21 protein-coding genes are annotated in these 15,837 nt (G+C 31.7%); 13 read left to right on the forward strand and 8 right to left on the reverse strand.

The window, feature by feature from the left end:
• Positions 1–320 precede the first annotated feature (320 nt).
• Genes F9279_RS00005 through F9279_RS00025 form a run of 5 tightly spaced genes read left to right on the forward strand, consistent with a single transcriptional unit; the run spans position 321 to position 3,448 of the window.
• The gene (locus tag F9279_RS00005) at positions 321–938 is read left to right on the forward strand and encodes a hypothetical protein (protein WP_152110587.1); all 618 of its coding nucleotides are present in this window, start codon (positions 321–323) and stop codon (positions 936–938) included.
• Complete coding sequence (locus F9279_RS00010) at positions 931–1,395, forward strand: hypothetical protein (RefSeq protein WP_152110588.1); 465 nt, start codon at positions 931–933, stop codon at positions 1,393–1,395. Before F9279_RS00005 ends, F9279_RS00010 begins: the two co-directional genes overlap by 8 nt.
• A gap of 16 nt (positions 1,396–1,411) precedes the next feature.
• Entirely contained in the window at positions 1,412–1,864 is a 453-nt protein-coding gene (locus tag F9279_RS00015; RefSeq protein ID WP_152110589.1) for a MarR family winged helix-turn-helix transcriptional regulator, read from the forward strand.
• Positions 1,861–2,916 carry a saccharopine dehydrogenase NADP-binding domain-containing protein gene (locus tag F9279_RS00020; protein ID WP_152110590.1) on the forward strand — a complete coding sequence of 352 codons (1,056 nt, stop codon included), beginning with the start codon at positions 1,861–1,863 and terminating at the stop codon, positions 2,914–2,916. The genes F9279_RS00015 and F9279_RS00020 overlap by 4 nt, the downstream gene beginning before the upstream one ends.
• Entirely contained in the window at positions 2,897–3,448 is a 552-nt protein-coding gene (locus tag F9279_RS00025; RefSeq protein ID WP_152110591.1) for a class I SAM-dependent methyltransferase, read from the forward strand. The genes F9279_RS00020 and F9279_RS00025 overlap by 20 nt, the downstream gene beginning before the upstream one ends.
• Positions 3,449–3,608: 160 nt before the next feature.
• Here the strand turns inward: F9279_RS00025 and F9279_RS00030 are convergent, their stop codons facing one another.
• Complete coding sequence (locus tag F9279_RS00030; RefSeq protein ID WP_152110592.1) at positions 3,609–4,652, reverse strand: 2,3-butanediol dehydrogenase; 1,044 nt, start codon at positions 4,650–4,652, stop codon at positions 3,609–3,611.
• 125 nt (positions 4,653–4,777) lie between these two features.
• Here F9279_RS00030 and F9279_RS00035 point away from each other — a divergent pair, with 125 nt between their 5' ends.
• Entirely contained in the window at positions 4,778–5,665 is an 888-nt protein-coding gene (locus F9279_RS00035) for a LysR family transcriptional regulator (RefSeq protein WP_193224364.1), read from the forward strand.
• Positions 5,666–5,779: 114 nt separating this feature from the next.
• On the opposite strand, the gene F9279_RS00040 is transcribed toward F9279_RS00035, so the two are convergent.
• The gene (locus F9279_RS00040; RefSeq protein WP_152110594.1) at positions 5,780–6,079 is read right to left on the reverse strand and encodes a hypothetical protein; all 300 of its coding nucleotides are present in this window, start codon (positions 6,077–6,079) and stop codon (positions 5,780–5,782) included.
• A 609-nt stretch (positions 6,080–6,688) separates the two neighbouring features.
• Between F9279_RS00040 and F9279_RS00050 the strand changes: the two genes are divergently transcribed.
• On the forward strand, positions 6,689–7,135 hold the full coding sequence (locus F9279_RS00050; protein WP_226793060.1) for a CPBP family intramembrane glutamic endopeptidase: 447 nt from the start codon (positions 6,689–6,691) through the stop codon (positions 7,133–7,135).
• A gap of 71 nt (positions 7,136–7,206) precedes the next feature.
• The gene (locus F9279_RS00055; RefSeq protein ID WP_152110596.1) at positions 7,207–7,776 is read left to right on the forward strand and encodes a DUF6434 domain-containing protein; all 570 of its coding nucleotides are present in this window, start codon (positions 7,207–7,209) and stop codon (positions 7,774–7,776) included.
• 135 nt (positions 7,777–7,911) lie between these two features.
• Here F9279_RS00055 and F9279_RS00060 read toward each other — a convergent pair whose 3' ends face one another.
• The 5 genes from F9279_RS00060 to F9279_RS00080 all read right to left on the reverse strand — a co-directional run bounded on the left by F9279_RS00060 (position 7,912) and on the right by F9279_RS00080 (position 11,278).
• A complete protein-coding gene (locus tag F9279_RS00060) occupies positions 7,912–8,298 on the reverse strand; it encodes a ClpX C4-type zinc finger protein (protein ID WP_226793062.1) in 387 nt (128 codons plus the stop codon).
• A 217-nt stretch (positions 8,299–8,515) separates the two neighbouring features.
• On the reverse strand, positions 8,516–9,217 hold the full coding sequence (locus F9279_RS00065) for an HAD family hydrolase (protein WP_319020730.1): 702 nt from the start codon (positions 9,215–9,217) through the stop codon (positions 8,516–8,518).
• A gap of 219 nt (positions 9,218–9,436) precedes the next feature.
• Positions 9,437–10,042: an ABC-2 transporter permease gene (locus F9279_RS00070; RefSeq protein WP_152110597.1), complete on the reverse strand. Its 606-nt coding sequence runs from the start codon at positions 10,040–10,042 to the stop codon at positions 9,437–9,439.
• Complete coding sequence (locus tag F9279_RS00075; RefSeq protein ID WP_152110598.1) at positions 10,035–10,901, reverse strand: ABC transporter ATP-binding protein; 867 nt, start codon at positions 10,899–10,901, stop codon at positions 10,035–10,037. Before F9279_RS00075 ends, F9279_RS00070 begins: the two co-directional genes overlap by 8 nt.
• A gap of 5 nt (positions 10,902–10,906) precedes the next feature.
• Positions 10,907–11,278, reverse strand: a complete 372-nt coding sequence (locus tag F9279_RS00080; protein WP_152110599.1) for a GntR family transcriptional regulator — start codon at positions 11,276–11,278, stop codon at positions 10,907–10,909.
• 394 nt (positions 11,279–11,672) lie between these two features.
• Here F9279_RS00080 and F9279_RS00085 point away from each other — a divergent pair, with 394 nt between their 5' ends.
• From F9279_RS00085 to F9279_RS25480, 3 genes are all read left to right on the forward strand, one after another.
• The gene (locus F9279_RS00085) at positions 11,673–11,987 is read left to right on the forward strand and encodes an antibiotic biosynthesis monooxygenase family protein (RefSeq protein ID WP_152110600.1); all 315 of its coding nucleotides are present in this window, start codon (positions 11,673–11,675) and stop codon (positions 11,985–11,987) included.
• 45 nt (positions 11,988–12,032) lie between these two features.
• Positions 12,033–12,257 carry a hypothetical protein gene (locus tag F9279_RS25475; RefSeq protein WP_226793064.1) on the forward strand — a complete coding sequence of 75 codons (225 nt, stop codon included), beginning with the start codon at positions 12,033–12,035 and terminating at the stop codon, positions 12,255–12,257.
• A 67-nt stretch (positions 12,258–12,324) separates the two neighbouring features.
• A complete protein-coding gene (locus F9279_RS25480) occupies positions 12,325–12,771 on the forward strand; it encodes a hypothetical protein (RefSeq protein ID WP_226793066.1) in 447 nt (148 codons plus the stop codon).
• A gap of 21 nt (positions 12,772–12,792) precedes the next feature.
• On the opposite strand, the gene F9279_RS00095 is transcribed toward F9279_RS25480, so the two are convergent.
• Positions 12,793–13,233 (reverse strand): GNAT family N-acetyltransferase, encoded by a 441-nt coding sequence (locus tag F9279_RS00095; protein ID WP_152110601.1) that lies wholly within the window; start codon positions 13,231–13,233, stop codon positions 12,793–12,795.
• Between the two features lie 104 nt (positions 13,234–13,337).
• Between F9279_RS00095 and F9279_RS00100 the strand changes: the two genes are divergently transcribed.
• On the forward strand, positions 13,338–14,744 hold the full coding sequence (locus tag F9279_RS00100) for a PLP-dependent aminotransferase family protein (protein WP_152110602.1): 1,407 nt from the start codon (positions 13,338–13,340) through the stop codon (positions 14,742–14,744).
• Between the two features lie 326 nt (positions 14,745–15,070).
• Entirely contained in the window at positions 15,071–15,592 is a 522-nt protein-coding gene (locus F9279_RS00105; protein ID WP_152110603.1) for an isochorismatase family protein, read from the forward strand.
• Positions 15,593–15,837 lie beyond the last annotated feature (245 nt).

The raw sequence follows: 15,837 nt of genomic DNA on the forward strand, positions 1-15,837 counted from the left end.
TGTCCTAAAAGAAAGCAACAAAAAGATTCAAAGGTTAATTCAATGTCAACTACAACACTGGATTGCAGGCTTACCTAATTACATCAAGATCTACCTGCCTATTTTAGTGTGCGAAAGTTGAGTAATTTACTAAATGAATACAACCTAGATGCCCTCTTTTCTATTAAAATCCTCTTTACATCTTTTCCTTAAATGATCAATACATTTCTTTTATTATAACAATTAGTAACTAAGTTTGATTCCATATATATAATATCTTCTTAAAATCGTGCTAGATAGACTAATATTTGCGTTAAAATAATGGAAATGGAGGGGTATTATTGGATTTTTTTACGGTTATTTTAGGGTGGATAGGTATTGTTCTTTTTCTAATTACAGCTATTAGTTTTAGTAAACTTGCAAATATAAATGAGTTTGGAATGATTCATTTATTAATGGCGATGATGTACACATGTTGGGTGCCAATTCCTATCATTTATAATCGTTTATTAAATGGAGAAATGATAGAGACAGGAACAATTTTTGGTTTACTTTACTTAATAATGTTACTATTCACCATGACCTTGCAGACTGGGCATATTGTACATATAGATAGAGTTGGTAACAATGATACAGAAGCGATGGATAGAAGCAATCATATGATGGCAACTTTATCTGGTCCGTTTGAATTAATGGCAAATGTTATAAAATGCATTTGGGCACTACTGTTAGGTTTTGCTTTCTGGGAAAATCAGCATCTAATAATGGCAGGAATGATGTTTCTGTTTAGTTTACTAATTCTTTATTATCTGCCTCTATTGTTTAAAAGTAGTCTTGTTAGATCGATAAAAATACTAGAAAAAGTAAAGTCAAATACTTACTTTATTAATCTAGAAACTTTTGCATTTTTTCTCATTTTAATCGTATTTCTAACTTTACAAGTGATATTTAGTGAATAAAACTTTTTATACAATTTTAGCATTTTTAGTATCTTATGTTGTGTATCTTATTTGGATGGCTTTCTTATTTATCCTATCCAATAATGATGATTTGGGTGTGGAAGACATACTAAGTATCATGGTATTTCCTAGTTTTTATGGAATTCCAATCGTTTTAATAGCAACGCTTATTGGTGAAGCTATTATTAAGATTGAAAGAGCGAATTCTTTTACGTTTTTCATCTCAGGATGTTTTTACGGTCTAATTTTTTTTGTACTATCTTCAGCGAATACATATGCAGATTCAATTGAATGGTATCTTATCATAGTTAGTTGTTCTATTGGTATTGTTATCTTTCAATCTTTTTATTTCATTAGAAAAAAAGGAGGATATTCTAAATGGGGAATGAAATACCCAATTGGAATCCTTATTTATTTTAATAAAAGAAGGAAAGATACTCGCATAATATTAGTTTAGTATCTAAACTAATATTATGATGAAAAATATGGAATTACCTCAATTAATTGGATTGCTTATACATCAGATTAAAGAAAGTGAAACCGTTCCACACTCTATTGCCAATATTGGTGAGGTTACCCCAAGTGAAATGCATATATTGGAAATAATTGGAGTGAACGAACTTATAACTGCAAAGGAGATAGGAGAAGATCTAAAAATAACGAAGGGAGCCGTCTCACAGTTAGTTACCAAACTAAAAAAGAAAGGGCTTATTGAAAACGTACCAAATTCAAATGATCAGAGAAAACAAACCTTATTACTAACAGAAAATGGTGCAACGGTATATAAATACCACCAAAGTATAGAATTAGAATTTAGAAACATTTTGGAGAAATCATTATCTGAAGAAGAAAAACAGATGTTTGAAAAAGGATTAGGACTTCTAGTAGAGTATTTTAGCCATTCATTGGAAAGGAGAAAAAGATGAGAGATAAAATACTTGTAATAGGTGGACATGGGCATGTAGGAAATGTCATTGTTGAATCCTTATTGAAAAGGGGCGTATCAAATATAGTCATTGGTGGAAGAAATGAACAGAAGATGAAAGAATATGTTAATCAAGTCAATTCATGTCTAACCTATCAATTAATAGATGTGGAGGGGACAATAACTTCTGCATATTTGGAGAATATTCGGATGGTTGTTATGTGTATCAATCAAAATAATACAGAATTTGTAAAATATTGTATTGCAGAGAAAATTGATTATGTTGACATCTCCGCAAATAGTGATTTTATGGAGAAAGTTCATCAGCTACCTAAAAAACAAGATGTTTCCATAATAACTCATGTTGGAATTGCACCAGGTGTAACCAACTTAATGGTGAAAAAATATGTATCTATGACTTCTCAAAAAGAGAAGGATATCACCATTGATGTCATTTTGGGTATCGGGGATGCACATGGTAAAGCGGCAATAGAATGGACCTTTTCTCAAATGAATTCGAATTATTTATTAGGTGATGAAAAGATAGAAAGCTTTAAAAGGGAACGAAATGTGCAATTCTCCACTCCTATAGGGATGAAAAAAACATACTCATTTAATTTTGCTGACCAACATGTCTTACGTAAAGAGTATCAAGAAACACTAGTAACTACCTACTTAGGGTTTGATGTAGTATTTATTTCAAAGATACTATTCTATTTAAAAAAGTGGAATTTACTACGAATTCTTTCCTCTAGCAAAGTGATTAGTTTATTACAAAAAATAATGAATAAACAGCTAGTAGGATCAGGCTTATATGCATTGAAAGTCTCAAATAGTAATAATAGTGATCCTAATGCAATAGTTCTTTATGGTAAAAAGGAAGCAGAAGCAACAGGAGAAGTAGCTGCATTTGTTATAAAAAAACTATTAGATACAAAGAAGAAATATGGTATTACGACCATTAATTCTGTATGTAGCTTAGAAGATGTCCTTCAAGAAGTCTCAGTAATAATGGAAGGAGGACCATTTAATAATGAAAAACGATTGGCATAGTATACAAAAAGTTTCTAGCTATATATCTACCATTTCCAATAAAATGCCTGGGTATCATATTTTTCATGAAATTATGAACGCTTGTCTAACAGCAAAATATTCTAGTGATTTTAATGGAAAAGGGCTAATAATAGGTGGAGGTGGTGGCAAGGAAATCTCCATTATTCAAAAGAGCTTCCCTCACGCATCATTAACATTGGTTGATCAATCCACAGTCATGATACAGCTTGAGAAAGAAAATATATCTCTTTCTGCACAAATTCAGTATGTAGTAGCAGACTTTATGAAATATTCCTTCCACCAAAAGTATCGGAAAGTAACTTCTTGTCTAGTTATCCATTTCATTCAAGATAAAAAGTTCTTTCTTCAAAAGGTATTTGATTTATTAGAAGAAATTGGTGTTTTTTTTCTCTATACAATTAGTTTGGAAGAAAATAAATGGGATGAAAAGTACTGGCGACAATTTATGTTAAATCATCAAGTGACTAAAAGAAGCATGGGAAGCCCTGAGGCTAACCTATTATCCTATTAAAAAGGAAGATATAGAGAGACTAATGGCAGACGTAGGTTTTTCTAGCATCCAACCAATTTATTCAGCATTGAATACTCATGGTTGGATAATTAGAAAATAATAAATTAATAAATTAATAAGGATCCACCTGCCATAGTGGCTCCTTATTAATTTATTATCTTTACTGCTCTGATTGAACGAGAATTTTCACTTGATTCTTTTCTTTAATTAAACTTTCAAAACCTTCTTCAATAACATCATCTAATTTAATTTTCTTTGTAACTAATTTTTCAGCAGAGAAATATCCCTTTTGCATTAGAGATAAAACGGCAGGGAATACATCTCTATATCCAATAATTCCTTTCACCGTACGTTCTTGAATAACAATATCATTTGGTGAGATTTCTGCTCCTTTTTCCCAAATACTTACGATAATTGTTTCTCCACCAATACCTGTTGATTGAATAGATTGACGTAACACAGCTGGAACACCAGTTACTTCAAAGGAGACATCTACTCCACCCTGCGTTAATCTCTTAATCTCGCTAACTGTGTCATCTACTTTAGTAGGGTCCACAACGATAGCTCCTAATTCTGTTGCTTTTGCTTGTCTTTCTGGTGATAGTTCTACTGCATAAATATCCGTAGCTCCTGCTGCTTTCAGTGCCTCAATCACAAGTAGACCAATTGGCCCGCAACCAAATACAGCCACTTTATCTCCAGCTTTTACTTTACTAGAACGAACAGCATATAGAGCTACAGCAGAGGGCTCCACAAGTGCCCCTTGTTCATATGATAAATCATCTGGTAATTTAAAAAGTAACTCTTCATCAACAGTAACAAACTCACTAAGACCACCGCCTCCACCAGCGAGACCTAAGAAGCCCATATCAGGATCTAAATTATAAGCACCTTGATGCCCATGAGTAGCAAAAATTGGTTCCACTACTACACGATCTCCGACAGCATAATTTGTTACTCCTTCACCAACTTCTACTACTTCACCAGAAAACTCATGACCTAACGTAACAGGTGCTACTTCGTTTGTAAGTGGATGAGGAGTGTCAACTGGAATAAAAATAGGACCTCCTAAGTATTCATGCAAATCACTTCCACAAATACCACACCACTTTACCTTCATTTTGACTTGTCCTGGTTTTACAATAGGTTCGTCTATTTCTTCTATACGTATATCCTTCTGATTATGCCATCTTAGCGCTTTCATTATGAAACAACCCCTTTGTATTTTGGATAATTTTAGTATACAACGAAGGTTACTTATGGTAAATTTAGTTATTATTAACGATAGTTAAGTTTTAATTAACTAGAACGGATGATGACTAAATGAATATGGAACAACTAAAATATATAGTTGAAATTGCTAACACGGGGTCTTTAAAGGAAGCAGCAGAAAACTTGCACATCACGTTACCTGCGTTAAGTCAATCTATCAAAAACTTAGAAAAAGAGTTAAATATTCTTCTTTTCCATCGATCTAGAAGAGGAACAATTCCTACAGAGGAAGGCCAAAAATTAGTTGAAAAGGCAAATGGTGTTTTAGTAAAATTACAAGAATTTATAGATGAAGCAGAAGAATATACAGACACTATGAATGGGGAAATAAAAGTGGCCACATACCCTGGGCCAATGGAAATTCTCGTTCATTTAATTGCAGATATCAAAAGGGATTATCCTAATATTAAAGCTTCAATCTATGAAAATAGTACAGAGTATATAATTGGTAAAGTACTAGAAGGAGAAGTGGATGTGGGCTTTATTACTTATACAGAAAAAGAAGAAAAGATGTATCCGAATCTTTTTTTTAAGAAATTAATAGAAGGGCATATGGTTGCTGCTGTTAATAAAAATTCCACACTTGCTAAGTATTCTCTCATCACAGAAGAGCTATTAAAAAATCAACCAGTAGTGTTATATAATGATATTTACATAGAAGATTTCATTAAAGGCTTTACCACTAAGCCTTTCGAGATATTATTTACAACGAACAACGTAGATACCATACGTCATGCTCTAGAAAATAACACAGCCATCAATATAGGATTTGACTATGCATTTAAAACAGATGCAAGTCTTTCGCGTAGCGAGCAATTCATTGTTATTAATTTTGCTCCTCCACACTATAAAACATATTCATTCGGGTATATTTATAATGCTAACAATGGATTATCCAGAATCATTAGGGAGTTTTTAAAGCGTATTCAGACAAAAATTGGTTAGGTGAGTGCACTGTATTCTCGTCTTCTCAGAAAAAGGGTTTAAGTCTGTAGGTAAAAGAAAACCCTTTAACGAGAATGTATTTTCATGTAGTAAGGATCTAGTTATTCCATAACCTTATTCTTTCACTCCATCGGGATAATGCTTAGTATGATACTTATCTCCTAAATGCATAAAATCATCTACTGTTTTTCTCAATTCACTCATGATTGTAAATTTCACATCATTCATGGTTGTGTAAAATGCATGTTCCTCACATCCATCTGGCCTAATCCCAGCCATTGCATCAGATGCGACAACTTTTCGATGTTCATTTATTAAATTATCAAGTGCATCTAATACATGTTGTGTATATTTCGCCACATCCTTATGTTCTTTTCTTAATTGATCTTGAAGTTCTTTAATTTGTTTATCCATATTAAATCCTCTTTTCAAGTTAGGTATGTTACTTATATATTTAACAGGAATGAAAATACTTATTACGAAATATTTTTATAGAAAAAATAATTTAAAGTAATTACATATTATGGAAAAGTAGTAGTAAAGGAAACAAAAGTAAAGATAGGAGGGAAAACAAGGTTTAACAACCATGCTAAATGCTTTTATTGCAAGAAAGAGATAAAAGGAAATGAACTGATTTTTGTTAAAATAAGATATCCAGAAAGAAGAGGTTTTGCAGAAATAAAAGCATTTCTACAAGATGAAGGGCAAATTATATGTGAAGCATGTTTTTAGAAAAATCAGGAGGGGTTTGTTCATCTTATTGATTCCTTATTTTTAGTTATATTTATTTATATCGCTATATGATATATAGGTAAATCGAGTATTGCCTAGGAAATTTTGGTCAATATCTTAATTATTAGTAAAATAAGTGGGTTTGTATGGAAAAAAAACAAGAAAAGAATATATGCCTAAAGAGCGATAATAGCCTTCACTTCGTATTCAGTTATTTGTGTAGCTCTTCTTTTTATTTTTATTGTCTTTGATGTATTAGATATTCAATATGTTATCTCATTTGAAAATCCAATGAATTTAATAGTTTATTCCACTGTTGCTTCTACTGGTTTATTACTTTATGATGGTATTCTATCCTTCTATATTCCAGTTACTGATATAGACGAAACAAATAAGAGCTTTCAAAACTATCCTATTTTGCAAAGTTTTGTTTTCCTGTTTATTGGTGCTTTATTCGAGGAGATATTATTTAGAGGAATTATTCAAAGCTTATTATATCTCTATATGGATAATCAACTATTATCCATATTCATTACGACCATCCTATTTTTATCCCTACACATTCAGTACTTCAAAAAACCTATAATGTTATTGAATATTCTTATTCCAAGTTTAACATTTGGTTGGATTTTTGCAGAAACTAATAATATTTTAGTTCCTTTGATCGCCCATTTTATCATGAATTATGAGATAATCTTATTATTTAAATATAATTTATTGGAATTGAAGGAAAGGTAAGTCTTAGAATGTTAACAAACTATTAATAGTATTCATTATTGTCCTAAATATGTACATACGGAGGTGGGATTATGAGACCTTATCTAACAAAAGACATAAGTGTAGAAAGTTTTAAAGACTTTTATTGGTTAAAGGAAGAGTTACAGTGTTTTTGTAGAGAAAATGGAATAAGTACCTCTGGATCAAAATTAGAGATTTCTAATAGGATTGAAATATTTCTTCAGACAGGTGAGATAAAAAAAACGAGTAGAAAATCGAAAGCGAATAATAAGATGCAACTTCAATTAGATTTAAGTCTCGATACAGTCATCACAGAAAATCATCGTTGTAGTCAAAATGTAAGAGCCTTTTTTAAAACAGTTATTCCGAAATTCCACTTCTCTACCTATATCCAAGACTATTTTAAAAACAATGTAGGGAAAACATATCGTGATGTAGTAGATGCCTGGTTTGAGGAAGAAGTACGAAAAAAAGCCCCTTCATACAAGAAAACCATTGCTCCTCAATTCGAATATAATCAATTCGTTCAAGACTTTTTTGCTGACCCGAAAAACAAAGGGAAAAGTCGTGAAGAAGCAATTCAAGCTTGGAATGTAATTAAGAAGCTTCCTGGAAGTAACAAATATTCCTCCAATACTTAGTAAAGCAAATCTCACATTTGTCATGACCAGCATATTTTTGGGACAAGTAGAAAGTATAAGGAGCTTAACTTTATTAAGAATGGTAAACAAAAAGGAGAGGAGAATCTCCTCTCTATGGCAAGTATGGTAAAACGTTTAAATAATACTGCTATTTGACTTAATTAACTCTCCTCCAAACTCTATACATTCTTTACAGATAGATACACCTGGACCAACTGCTAAAACACCTACTTTAACCGTATTCTTTTGACAGAAAGAACAGGTTGAATGGTAATCTATACTATTTGCGTGAGAGGTTTTTTCTATCGCTTGAAACAGCTCATTTATTACTTTTAAATCAATTTGTTGAACCTCATTTTTTAATCTCATTACTACTGTAGTATAAGCAATGGCCATTCCTTCGTAAAAGCGCTGTTTATTAGCATTTTCCTTTGTTTGTGAAAGTTCCTCGCTTACATTACATAGTTGCTCTAATTCTTTTATCATATTTAATACTTCATTTTCATTCCATTCTTTTCCCATTTTCAAACCTCCTATTCAAAATATGCGGAAGAAAGTGCAAAAGATATTTTTATTTGGAAAAATAACCCTTAAATTCATAGTATGTTTTAAATCATAGAATTATATCTTGGGTGTCTATTTCTAAAGAGGAGTCTGGCAAAAGATATATATAGACTAATAAAGTGGAAACGAAGAAGTTAAAAAACAACGAAAGGATAAGAGAATCCAATTACTTGTACTACCTAGAAAACTCTTTTACCATTGGTGGAATCTCCACGAGCTCATTAATGCTAAAACTATCTTTAAAATGAAAATAATTCGAATTCTTCTTCCAAATGGTTCTCATTCCTACCTCCTGAGCAGCTTTTATATCATTAATGGGATGATCTCCAATATATACACATTCCGATGGAGTTACTTGAAGTTTATTCACTGCAGAATGAAAGATAGCAGGATCGGGTTTTTTAATTCCTTCCCATTCAGAAACTAGAATGGTATGAAAATAATCGCTTATTCCTAATGCCTCTATATTACTCATTTGAAACTGACCAAAACCATTTGTTATTATTCCTAATAGTAACCCTTGTGTTTTTAAGTTATCAAGAACTGATATAAGGTGATTATACGGAACTGCATAATCGTGAAAATTTTCTATATAATCTTGTAGAAAATCCTCTGATTGCAACTTCTCAATGGAAAATTCACTCACTAATTGTTTATAAACTTGATCTTTCCAGACATATCCATGATTATCTAAATGAATAAATCTATGTATGTATTGTTCTTTGGGGATATGATCAAGATAGTGACTAAAACGGTCATATTGGTTAGCTATAAATAGTTGTACAGATTCATCTCTATTCAGTAATGTTCCATCTAAATCAAAAAGTATTGCTTTAATCATTGCATCTCCCAACCTTTCTCTAATTATTTCTTTCATTTACGGAAAAATTCCTTCTTTATCTGTACTTATTTCTATTTTTTGTAAAAAGTAATATCGGTTGCTTTTTTTCTTAGAAGTTATGGATGATATGTACGGTAATGGATAGGGAAGATTGAGTTTTTCCTAAATGAAAAAGTGCTAAAAAAGACAGAAGCCCTTTAAAAATAGTAATATTATTCGTTCTTTAAAGAGCCAAGCTATATACTATTATTTAGTTTAGAATGCTTTTTTTAGGTAAATTCCTAGCGTGGTCCTCCACGAAATAAGAAAAACAAATGCAAGTAGAACAAAGCAGCTTATATATAAAACAATAGGAGATGCTTCCGTAATGACTGTGGTAATGGCAGGGAAATGTCTACCTAAAAATGATACAATAGGAGGACCTATAAAAGTTGAAGCAAGAAAGCTAAGTATGGCAATTATAAAAAAATAGCCTTGTTTAACGATATAAAATAATGGAAACATAATCGAAATATATATTAAAAATAACCCTATGCTAAATAATAAATCTTGAATAGTAAAAGCTTTATTGAAAACCGTCAGTACAATACAAGTGATGGATATGCCCAAAATCATATAAAAAAGTGCACCTAGGTAACGTGAAGCAATAATTTCCTTTCTTGTATAAGGTAAGGAGTTTAATAGGATATTTGTTTGTACCTTCTCATCATAAGCATAAGTATTTAAAGGGATGAAAATGCTTGCAACGGTAAAAATTAAGATAGGGTGTGATCCTGCTAGAATAAAAACTAAGAGATAAGGGATAAAGATTAATAATTGTTTCTTTTGTAGGATAACATCACGTCTGATTAAATTAAACACGCTGAACTCCTCCTTTCAAATAATACATAATATCTTCGAGAGAAGCATGTTCTATCAAAACGGATTCCCCGAATATATCTTTTACTGTTTTTGCTTGGTCAGTCAATCCTTCAAATCCAGTAGATGCCCGGTGAATGTGAAGAAAAGCTTTCTCCGTATCCCTATCAAGTAGTTCTGTTCTTCCTTTTACGAGCGCATAGTTTTCTGCAATTTCATGTATAGATTTTTGAAACACTAATTCTCCTCTTCTTATATAAGCAATATAATCTGCAATACGATCTAGGTCTGAGGTAATATGAGTAGAAAAGAAAATGGTTTTGTCTCCATCTACTAACAAATCCTGTAATAAGATTAAAAGCTCTCTTTTAAAAACAGGATCTAATCCAGCTGTAGGTTCATCCATAATGATTAATTCTGCATGATGAGATAGAGCTATGGCTAAGGAAGCTTTCATCTGCATTCCTTTAGAAAAAGTTTTAATTGGCTTATTTAATGGCAATTCAAATTGATCCATATACTCATAAAATAGTCGATCTTCCCAATTTTTATAGGCTGGTGCAACAATACGTTTGATATCCTTTAAGTGAAGACCTTCAAAGAATATATTTTCATCGAAAACAAATCCTAGTCGTTCTTTAATTGATTTTTCATGTGTTTTATAATCTAATCCAAAAACTTTTACTTCTCCTAAATCAGGTCGTAACAAATTCATCATTAATTTGATAGTGGTAGACTTACCTGCACCATTAGAACCAATAAATCCTGTAATATAACCTTTCTTTATTTGCAAATTCATATTATTAACAGAAAAATCCTTGAACTTCTTATTTACATTAATCATTTCAACCACATTTTCCATTTAGCTCACTCCTCATACAGAATATTTAGTAATTGCTGCAATTCCTCTAACGGAAGACCAATTTCTTTACTATTAAGAATGACTGCGCTAAGCTGCTCTTCAATAACTTTTAACTTTTTTTCTCTCATAATCTCGAGGTTTTGCTCTGCTACATACGAACCTTTTCCGACAATAGAATATATAAATCCTTCTTTTTCCAATTCGTCATAGGCTCGTTTAGTTGTAATCACACTTATTTGTAATTCTTTGGCAAGTTTGCGCATAGAAGGGATTGCTTCACCTTCCTTTAGTTCGCCAGTTAATATAGAAGCTTTTATCTGACTAGTTATTTGTTCATAAATTGGCTCTTTAGAATGGTTAGAAATAACGATTTGCATGCCAATCCCTCTTCTTTCTTTTTTTAGCATACATTTAGGTTGATTCTTTTTTGAAATATTGTATATATACTATAATAACAATATATACAAAAAAGGATATATTTGCAATTGTTTATTTAGAAAAATCTATATTTTTTCAAATAATAAGCATCTTTAAAAAGTTTGCACTATTTGATTAACTGGTGAAAATTAGCTATACTTCTGAAATGAAATGTAATTTACTGGATTAATAGTTTAGAAAGGCAATGTTTAAAATGAATGTGGATAAGTTAGAGGAAAAAATGGACTTGATAAAGAGGGTAAGTAGGAGAGGAGATTTTAAAGGATAATTTAATTAATGGCAATATAGTTAAGTGAGTCAATAAATTTCTTTGTATGTAGGGGGAAGTAATGAATGATAAATCAAAAGAAATCTTATTATGCAGTCATTTTTTCTTCACAAAGAACAGATGGAGATAATGGATATGGAAAAATGGCAAAAACAATGGAAGAGTTAGCTTCCAAACAAAAAGGGTTTCTTGGAATTGAAAGTGCTAGAGATAGTGAACTTGGAATAACTGTGTCCTATTGGGAGACATTAGAGGATATAACTAGTTGGAAAGAACACGCTGCACATAAAACAGCTCAGGATAAAGGTAAAAGAGAATGGTATAAAAATTATAAAGTTCGAATTTGCAAAGTGGAGAGGGAGTATACTATTGACAGTTAATAAGTAGTAGGAAGAATATATACCTTATTTTTCTAGGAGGGAAAAATGAAACTAGAAGATTTTCTTCCAGCCATACAGAAACTTCCGTACAACCATTTCTTGGAGAAGACAGACTTACTAATCGGTGATTTTCTGATGGAAACGGGTGTAATCTTTCTATGTATTATGCGCCTCATAATGAATATAACAATACAGATGCAAAAGTTATTATTGTTGGAATTACACCAGGCTGGACACAAATGCGACACTCCTTTGAAAGTTTATTATTAATGAAGACCAAATATCCTTACATCAGACGCTGCAAAAGGTTAAAGAAGCTGCCAATTTTGCTGGAAAGATGCGTAAAAACCTTATTACGATGTTAAATGAATGTTCTCTTTCAAAAGCATTAGGATTAACAGATTGTTCTTTTCTTTTTTCAGATAGTAGACAGTTGCTTCATACAACATCATTAATAAAATATCCAGTTTTTTATAAAGTAAAAAATTACACTGGTCATCAACCACCTATTCAAAAAAGCAATCTTCTATGCCAATATGCTTATCGTGTTTTTCCACAAGAACTTAGTATGATTCCAAGAAATGCTTTAATCATTCCGCTTGGCAGTATGGTAGAGGAAACCCTGAAAACATTGAATCAAAATAGTGCTATACATCAAACATTTCTCACCGGCTTTCCTCATTCCTCAGGTGCGAATGGACATAGAATCAGACAATTTCAAGAACAGAAAGAACAATTAAGAAAACAAATAGAGAACTGGGCTTGGGAGAGTAAAAGAAAGTAGGAGTCTACTTTCTTTTACTTTTTATAGCTTTTTTAAATATACATAGCTTACTTTAGAATATTCCATCTTTTCTTCATAGAAACGGTGAGCGTCTATTCTTTGAAGTCCAGATGATAATGATATTGTAGAGTAGTCATTCTTAATTGCCCATTCTTGAACATATTTTAGAATGGTTGCTCCAAATCCATTTGATCGATCAAGACTACTTGTTACTAAATCACATATCCAAATAAATCTTCCATTATATAAAGTAATCATTGGCATAAACCCACATAAAGCAACAATACTTCCATCAACATATAAGGCTACCAATTGATATTTCTCCTTGATTGTTGCTTCTTCGACTAATTCTAAATACGCTTGTAGATCTAAAGAAGTTCTTAGTTGTTTCATGATTGGATAAGCTTCTATCCATTTTTCTTTTGTTGTTAAAAAACTAAAGTGTGTTGCTTGCTTCTTCATTCTTTTTCCTCCTATCCTTTTTACCAATTAAATCATATTCTGGTATAAATATAAGGATCAGTTTTGATAAAATGGAAGGTATCAGATGGTGGGGAGAGAAGTAGATGAATGAATTGACACCAATTTTACAAAAAGAAGTAAAGGAACCATTATATATACAGTTAACAAACTATTTAAAGCAAGAGATTATAAATGGAAAATTACCTTTAAATGAAAAATTACCTTCTAAACGAAAATTTGCTCTCCATCTTCAGGTGAGTTTTAATACTGTTCAAGCAGCATATGATCAGCTTGTTGCAGAAGGCTTCATAGAAAGTGCTCCAAGAAAAGGATACTTTGTATCTCTTCATTTAGAAGAAAATATTATTAAGCAGGTAGCGGATGAACAATTGGCACAAATTCAAGATTCAGATCCACCAATATGTATCGATTTTAGCTCTGGTAGAGTAGATAGTGACCAATTTCCTTTAAATGCATGGAGGAAGTTATCTATTCAATCTATTATGGAGAGCCAGAAAGATTGGTTTCATAATGGAGAACCTCAAGGTGATGTTTCATTAAGAAAAGAAATTGCTACATATCTCTATTCTTCTAGAGGAGTGAATTGCAATGCTAATTCAATCGTCATAGGTGCAGGTACGCAAGTATTAATGGCATTAATTGGTCAATTAATGGGGAGAGATAAGCGATATGCGTTTGAGAACCCAGGTTTTCACCGTACGAGAAGAGTGATAGAAGATTTAGGTGCTGATACTATCCCAATATCACTTGATGAACATGGCGTTCGTGTGGAGGAATTATATAAAAGTAAGGCAGATGTTCTATATGTTACACCTTCTCATCAATTTCCTTTTGGAATGATTATGCCTATTAATAGACGAATGGAATTGTTAGAATGGGCAGGAGAAAATAATAGTTATATTATAGAAGATGATTATGATGGAGAATTTAGATACAAGGGAAAGCCTATACCTGCGTTATTTAGTTGGAATAACAGTGATCGCGTAATCTATTTGGGCACATTTTCGAAGTCGCTCATTCCTTCGGTGAGAATTAGCTATATGGTGTTACCGAATAACTTGGTTTCAATCTATAAAAAATATTTCACTATTTATAAACAAACTGTGTCTCGTCAACAGCAAGATACCTTAGCTCGTTTTATGAAAGAAGGCTACTATAACAGTCACTTAAATAAAATGAGGACACTATATCGTAAGAAACGTCATACACTTCTTCAAGCAATAGTGAGCTATTTTGGTGAAAAAGTAGAAGTAATTGGAGAGAATTCAGGTTTACATATTGTCTTAGAAATAAAAACGAATAAAAAGGAGGAAGAATTAATAATAGAATCAGAGTGTGTTGGCGTAAAAGTGTATCCTCTTTCTATCTATTATTTCCATGGAGAAAAAAGTCTTTTTCCACAGGTTCTTTTAGGATATGGAGGATTATCCGTTCATGAGATTGAAGGGGGAATTAAGCTTTTACATAAGGCGTGGTTTCCATCATGTTAGAACAATGAAGAAAGGTGTTACCAAGTAGCAAAATTCGTTGGTAACCTCCATTTTACTTACAGAAATTTATCATGAGTGGGTTGAAGGAAAATTCTCTTTGGAACCTACAACGGAAAAGTGCTCTAGATTATTGGTACCATCTAGTAATTCTTGTTGTACGTCCTTATTAACAATGTTTAATTCAATAAAAGTTTAATATGAATCTTTTGGTTTAACACTATCTTTTACTACTTATGATCGCCTCCTTGTATATCTTTAAGTTACATTTCGAGGTAAAATAGAAATGTTATTTAAATATTCTGAATGAAAAATGGAGGGACTAATACATGAAGCAAGCATTAGTGATAATTGATATTCAAGAAGCTTTTTTTCTAGAGGAAGAGTATCATTTGTATGAATATGAGAAAGTTGTTGCTACCATCAACAATGCAATAAATCGTGCTAGAGAGAATGAAGTTCCCATTATATTTATTCAACATACTGAAGAAGCACCGTCTGAATTTGCGAGGGGAACAGCTACTTGGGAACTGCATCAAGGTTTACACAAGGAAGGTTCGGATATTGTTATAGAAAAAATTACGTGGGATGCATTCTATCAAACAGCATTTGATGAAACATTGAAGAAGCTTGGTGTGGAGCAATTAGTCTTTTTAGGAGCACAAACAGAATTTTGTTTAGATACAACGATGCGAAATGCTTATAGTAGAGGATATCAACAAAATTTACTAGTGAAAGATGGACATAGTACTTTAGACAGCAATGTGTTAACAGCAAAAGATATTATTCGTCATCATGAATCTGTTTGGAATAATCGATTTGTAAAGATAGTGGAAGTGGAGGGAATTTAATAATTAATAACTAGATTATAGATGATCTGGTTGTTTTACATGGCATAATAGTAGTCTAATTTAATCTATGAAATGGGAAGGTAATAGAACCCTTTATTTGATTTTTAGTATTTTTGTAAATTTATTTGATGTTAAATGAACGACAGAAGAGAGTGAAACTAGAAAAAAAGTCGTTCATAACTAATATGAACGACTTAAAAACAATTAATAGAATACTAGTCTTGTATAAATAAAGAGTAATCTTA

The sequence above is a fragment of the Bacillus sp. B1-b2 genome (genome assembly GCF_009183415.1).
In the GTDB taxonomy this organism is placed as follows: Bacteria; Bacillota; Bacilli; order Bacillales; family Cytobacillaceae; genus Niallia.